Here is a 6,003-nt window from a genome sequence, read left to right on the forward strand (position 1 = left end):
CCCTAAAAGTAGCCTGAACATCAAAATGGATCTCAGCTGGCTGCAATGGGTGGTTGTTGGCGCGGTTGGAGTGGGGTTTGTGGCGCTGTTGATCTGGATAGTACAGAATGCAACGATCAGAGCCTGCTAAGCAGGCTCTGGAGCTATGAGTGAGCCACTTATTGAGTTGTCCATACCCATGGCAATTACTGAATAGTAATGATGATGCGAGAGGGTTCTTGGGGAGTACCAGGTATGACAGTCTGGGGTGGTGTTGTGAGCACCCTGCGCTGCCCATCCGAAACTTCTTGTAGGTTCAAAGCTTCAATTGAGGGTCTGGACTCTTCAATATCAACGAGGTTGATTTCCGGCTCTTCAAGCAGGTTGGTATCTTGTTGTTGATCATCATTGATTGCTTCATCGGTCGATGTGTCTTCATCAGTGCTCTGGGTAACTTCTGAATCCTGTGCTTCTGCTTCAGCGGGTAGGGCTGGTATGATCCTTGGAATTTGTCCACGGATAGCTTGTGCGATTCCCCCTGTGGGGACTTCAAGGGTTACACCCTGAGCTGTAATGGTGCCACGCCCTGAGTTAACCCGTAAAACAGCAGTTGGCTCTTGCTGCGCGGATGCAGGTGGTACAAAGGTATCCATGTCTGTACCACGGATCCCCATGGTTGCCACTGGCGTGTCGATCTTAACATTATCGGGTCTGGCTCGACCGATAGCACCAGTCACAGATCGCAGGCCGCCACGAGCCAGATTAACCAGTGCAGCGTCCTGATCCGAGCCATCATAGCGATAGCCTTCAATCAGCAGTTCACTGCGCGGGCGAAGTGCCAGCATAGCACCATCCACCATGCGTAACTGCGCGCTGCTGGCAACAGCAGTGATGAGCTTATCACCCACCTGTACTACCATGCCACGCTCAGCGTTCAGTGTCCGATTGTCCCGTTCCACTTGTACCTGACCATGAACAAACTGAAAGTGACCCGCTTCTTGGCTGGCTAGAGCAGGGGTGGTAACTGTCAAACTCAGTAGCAATAAAACAAATCCAACACACCAGATGAAAAGGTAGTTCAGCCTGTCAGCGTTTCCAGGGTTCCAGGTCATAGCGCACACTCACTTTGGCGGTTATACGGTTGTAATCAAATTCACGGTAATCACTGCTTTGACGAGTCATTGCCAGCTCTGGAAGTAGATAAAGCCTCGGCATTAACAGGTGTCGTGCTCCAATAGCCAGGTTGAGTTGCTGCTCCGTGCGGCTGGCATCACAAAGGTTCAGTATCTGAGTATGACTGCTGCTGCATGAATAGCTGCGGCTGGCAAGCCCTAAACGAGCGTTAAACTGCCAGTCCTGACTGTAGTGCAGCACACCACTGATGCCCGCACCAGGCCCGGAAAAGTCACCAGTTGGGTTTTTTGAACTGTCAGCAGTTAACCAGTAGGCCGTTGCAGTTATTTGTAATGTCCAGGGCAAAAGATCGGTATTTTGACCGGACCAGCCACCACCAATCAGTGTGAAGTCCGTGTTGTTATCTGGTGTGGCATCATATTCCAGGCTGCTCAGGGTCAAAAAACCGAGTAAAGCCTGCGCTCCTTGAAGTTGATAGAGCCCGTTGAGAGAAAGAGCCGTTTCAGTGAACTCGTTTTTAGCATTCAGCCAACCTTTGCTCAGGCCAGGCTCCACACCCATTTGCCAGTCGCGGGTGCGATATTCAACGCCGGCAGCCAGCAGCAGATTCTGGCGAAGATAGTCACTTTCAGAGTAAGGTCGGGTATCCCTGATGCGGTAGCGACCATAAAAGCTAAGGTTGTCATCCTTTTGCCAGGTTAAACGTTGACGGGCTGCCAATTCAGAAAAAAGACTCGGTGTTTTTTCTCCAAAACTGCTGCCTGGCTCAAAACGGTAACCGGGCGCTGATGAGACGTTGGTGTCATAACCCAGTGCTGCATCAAAGCGGGTGGTGAGTGTCAGTCGATGTGGTTGGCGTGCTGCTTGAATACGCGATAACAGGTTTTCAGCAGAGACTCGCTGTCTAGCAGAGGGATTTGAAGCCAATACCTCCTGCGCCAAAGCTTCTGCAGAGTTAATTCGACCCATATCAGTGTAAGCCTGTGCCAAAGCAAGTTTGGCCTGGAGGTTGGATGGTTGGGTCACAACGAGTCGCTCCAGAGCCCAACTCGCTTCATCTGGCTTGCCGAGTTGTAAGGCAGCAACACCATAAGCCCAGTCATAACGAGGTTGCCCTGCAAAATTAAACTCCAGCGGTTGCAAGGATTGGTAAACCCTCTGAAAGTCTCTGGATTGCAGTTGTTGCTCCAGAGTAGAAACGGCTGGCAGGTTTTCGGCTTGTGCCTGAATGGGCAAGGCAAGAGCCAATAATGCTACGACGGCCAGATTCTTCGCGCTGTTGGGGTGACAAAATCGCAGGTAAGCATTCACGTTGGGTATTCTCTGCATTGACTTCTGAGTTCAGTTAAGGGATATGCGGAACATGCTGGGTAAAGGGTTCAGCAATCAATGTAAAAGGCTGGAAGCACATTTTGATTTTTCCTTCCCATAGAGTGACATCTGTAAGGCTGGTGGTTACAGGCTCCCAGCGGCCATTGATGAAAGTATAAGAAACTTCATCAGCAGCATTTTCTTTGGTGTCCATGGTCACGCATCCCTGACTGGCAGCTCGGGCTGAAAGTCCATGCTGTTGTTCAATAGCCAACAGGCTTAGGGCTTGAAGGCGTTGACTGCGAGATGGACGATATTTTTTAACGGATGCTGAAGAGGCGCAGACATAAAGATCACCATCTGCTTCGGTCAATGAGCAGGGCTCCAGGGAGCCACCCTGTCCGGGAATGGAGTTGGCGTAACTGACACTCTCCAGAATATAGCCGGTAGCCTGCAAGCTGCCGTTGCTGAGCCGGGTGAGTTCAATACTCTGAAACAAACTGCCAAGATTGTTGTAGCTACTGGAGTTTTCACTTTCTTTGATGATGAAGTCAAATTTTCGCATTTCAAAGGTAGCAGTCGTGTTCCCTGTTTTTTCATCCATGCTGACTTCCATATACTGGACATTAGTTGAGGCGCCAGCGGAGCCAGAATAATCTCCTTCGGCAAGTGCCTTAAAAGGTGCGTCATAAAACCCAAGGAACTCGATACTCGCTTCAATTTCAAAGGAGTAATCAGGACTGGCTGAGTAACTGCCTTGTTTAAAAATTCCCCAGCTACCAAAACTTAACAGGTAGCGATTTTGGCCATTGACGTATTCTTGCCAGATCATGGCGGGGTAGAAGTTGCCTACTTCAAGGCCACTGCAGTTAAGGTCACCAAGGTCGCCACCTGTACCGCAGCGGCCAGACCTATCATCGAAATCACTGGTGTAGAATGCGGTGCTGTCTTCGTTTGTCAGTATTGCGTCATATGCAGAAAACAAATTGATGGCACTGGTGGTAGAGTCGTTCAGATGTAGTTGATGCAAAAAATCAGATCCAGAAATACCAAAATTTGAATAGGATTCGTAAAAGCTACCCATCGCTTGATGAAAAAAATAACCAGCCTCGCCTGTTGGTTGTATTGCCCAGAAAGGATCGATGGCTCCAAAGTCGGTCAGCGCATTTCCATCTGGATCAGGACCTGCTCCTGAAAAGAAGTTTTGTATTGTCTCCCCCTGGTTAAGCAATTGCATCTGCACCGGCTCCTGAAACACCCAGTTGCCACGAATCATCTTGACCTGCACAGGGTTGTCACCTGCCTGAAGGGTTGCAAAGATTTGTACTTGTCCCAGTTGATTGGCTTCGGTCAAGTTGTTACCTTGGAATTGTGTAGCGGTGATCAGGTATTTACCGGGAGCAACAGAGATGCTGGTTTCCTGCATGGTACTGGAAACAGCTAAGGTTGCGGACGCAACCGGTTCAGAGTCCAGAACGCTTAACCAGTCAAACGAGGCAGCATTGATCTGCTGGAAAAACTCCCTAAGGCTACCAAAACTTGCAGCTCTTAGATCGATCCTGATGGTGTCTGTTGCTGGATCGATAAAGCTGGCAGTAACACCTTCGTAGGCCTTTTCTACAGCAAAACTTAAGTTGGCATTTTTATTATTGTCTGGGGTTGTAGATGATGAGGTTCGCGCTGGATAAGATGCTGTTAACGACCCCTTGCTACCAGAATCACAGGCTGACAGCAGAGTCACAAACATAAGAAGAAAGAAAGAGCTGAGCAGTCTGGGCATGGCTGAAGTCCTTGTGTGCTTTCAAGCCAGTTTAGCAGTAAAGGGTAAGGGGTCAATAGCTTGATTTGAGCCAAATTTAGAACCCTTGCACATACTGTTTTATGGTGAGATCACTACAGCCGGTAATTGTTGCCTGATGTGGTTTGATGATTGTCAATCCGGCAACAGGGAAGTCTGGGTCTGGTTTTTTTATGACCAAGGTTTATTATGCTGGTTTGATGGAGCAGCTGAGGAGGTTCTGGTGCCGGACTTTAATGACATGATCTGGGGGGTGTTGTTGCAGGAGCTAACCGAGCTGGTCGCTGGTGTTTATTGTGAAGCTCATGGGCATGAGCCACAAGAGGATCAGTTGATCCGTTTTATATCCGAGCAGACCCCGGAGCAGTTGACCCAAAGTCTGATGCAATCTGGACGTTTGCCAGCGGATACCTGTCAGCGATTTTCACCGTTGGATGTTCAGAGTGCATTAAAACTGCTAGCCTGAATCATGACTTTTCCCCTGCACTTTTTATATGCCCTGGCATTTCTGCTGGTTTTTTGCTGGCCGGGTAAGGCTATCGCGCAGGCGGTGTTGGTCGCCTGGGAACCTCAGGCTACTGAGTTACAACCCGATGGCAGGGTTTTGGGTGAGCCGATAACAATGGGTCAGCATCAGGATTATGTGCTGGTGCGTTATGCTTTGCCGGATCGAATCCAGCGGCTGGCTTTTTTGCAGCAGATGCGAGCAACGCCTGGGGTTGTATTTGCCGAGCTGGACAGCCCTGTACAGATGCAGTCGGACTGGCCGGTGTATTTCCCTCTGTTGGATTTTGATACCTCTGTTCCTTTACCTTCCCGCAGTTGTTATGACGTACCCATTGCCTTGATTGATAGCGGGGTGGATCGCACACATCCCTCCTTTACTTCTGGCCATGTTGTTTTCTGGGATGACAAGAATTACATCAGTACAGGTGCAGTGCAGGATGACAGTGGTCACGGTACCCATATTGCCGGTTTGATGCTTGCCAGCCAGAACGCCGGTCAGCGGGTGGCGGGTATTTGTTCTCATGCCCAGTTGTTGTCCATCCGTTTTCTTGGTTCCGGTGGTAGTGGCAGTATTTCTCATGCGGTAGAGGGCATTTATCATGCCCTTAACTCCGGCTCCAGAGTTATTAATACCTCCTGGGTGGTTGGTTTTAACTCGCAATCTTTGGCAGATGCAGTTGCCGCAGCCGGTCAGCAGGGAGTTTTGCTCGTTGCAGCAGCCGGTAACAGTGGTCGTTCGCTGGATACCACGCCCACTTATCCGGCCAGTTATGGTGTCAGGCAGCCTCTGGTGGTGGGTGTTGCCAATATCAATAACAACAAGTCGCTGCATACGGGTGCAGGTGCCAGCAATTATGGTGTTCACTCGGTGGATCTTGCTGCGCCCGGTGTAAGCCTGCGCAGTACCTGGTTGAATGGTGGTTATGCCTACCAGACAGGAACATCCATGTCGGCACCTTTGGTTTCCGCTGCAATGGCAGCTACCTGGCACCGCTTCCCGACAGAATCTGCCGCTGCAATTAAAGCAGCCTTGTTAAATAGTTTGTCGCCTTCTGCAGCCCTGCAAGGCAAGCTGCGTTATCCAGGCAGCCTTAACGTCCATCGTCTTTTGCAGGACTCCCCACAAAACCTCTTTAAACCTGCCTGGTTTAATTATGCCTGGCAGGAGTATGCCGACATTCTGGAGTTTCAGGGTTATCAACTGAATCAGGTGAGCCAGGTCAACTGGCAGCCTGTAACCGGTGATCTGCGTTATTTGACTTTTCGGGTAGTGT

5 protein-coding genes are annotated in these 6,003 nt (G+C 49.9%); 2 read left to right on the forward strand and 3 right to left on the reverse strand.

The genetic code is table 11. From position 1 onward, the window contains the following. Nucleotides 1–185: 185 nt before the first annotated feature. From IBX50_RS16115 to IBX50_RS16125, 3 genes are read right to left on the reverse strand one after another with little or no spacing between them, the layout of a single operon-like run. Nucleotides 186–1,010, reverse strand: a complete 825-nt coding sequence (locus IBX50_RS16115) for a FecR domain-containing protein (protein WP_292257318.1) — start codon at nucleotides 1,008–1,010, stop codon at nucleotides 186–188. 55 nt (nucleotides 1,011–1,065) lie between these two features. After that, entirely contained in the window at nucleotides 1,066–2,442 is a 1,377-nt protein-coding gene (locus IBX50_RS16120) for a tetratricopeptide repeat protein (RefSeq protein ID WP_292257319.1), read from the reverse strand. A gap of 16 nt (nucleotides 2,443–2,458) precedes the next feature. Further along, the gene (locus IBX50_RS16125) at nucleotides 2,459–3,700 is read right to left on the reverse strand and encodes a hypothetical protein (RefSeq protein ID WP_292257320.1); all 1,242 of its coding nucleotides are present in this window, start codon (nucleotides 3,698–3,700) and stop codon (nucleotides 2,459–2,461) included. Between the two features lie 745 nt (nucleotides 3,701–4,445). On the opposite strand from IBX50_RS16125, the gene IBX50_RS16130 reads away from it, so the two are divergent. Beyond that, entirely contained in the window at nucleotides 4,446–4,688 is a 243-nt protein-coding gene (locus tag IBX50_RS16130) for a hypothetical protein (RefSeq protein ID WP_292257321.1), read from the forward strand. A gap of 3 nt (nucleotides 4,689–4,691) precedes the next feature. Then, a partial coding sequence (locus IBX50_RS16135) for a S8 family serine peptidase (protein WP_292257322.1) occupies nucleotides 4,692–6,003 on the forward strand: 1,312 nt, incomplete at its 3' end.

The sequence above is a fragment of the Marinospirillum sp. genome (genome assembly GCF_014859565.1).

What these genes read in the sequence shown, in the direction of transcription:
- IBX50_RS16120 (WP_292257319.1), bottom strand. Translation starts at nt 2,442, where the DNA reads ATGCAGAGAATACCCAACGTGAATGCTTACCTGCGATTTTGTCACCCC.
- IBX50_RS16125 (WP_292257320.1), bottom strand. Translation starts at nt 3,700, where the DNA reads ATGATTCGTGGCAACTGGGTGTTTCAGGAGCCGGTGCAGATGCAATTG.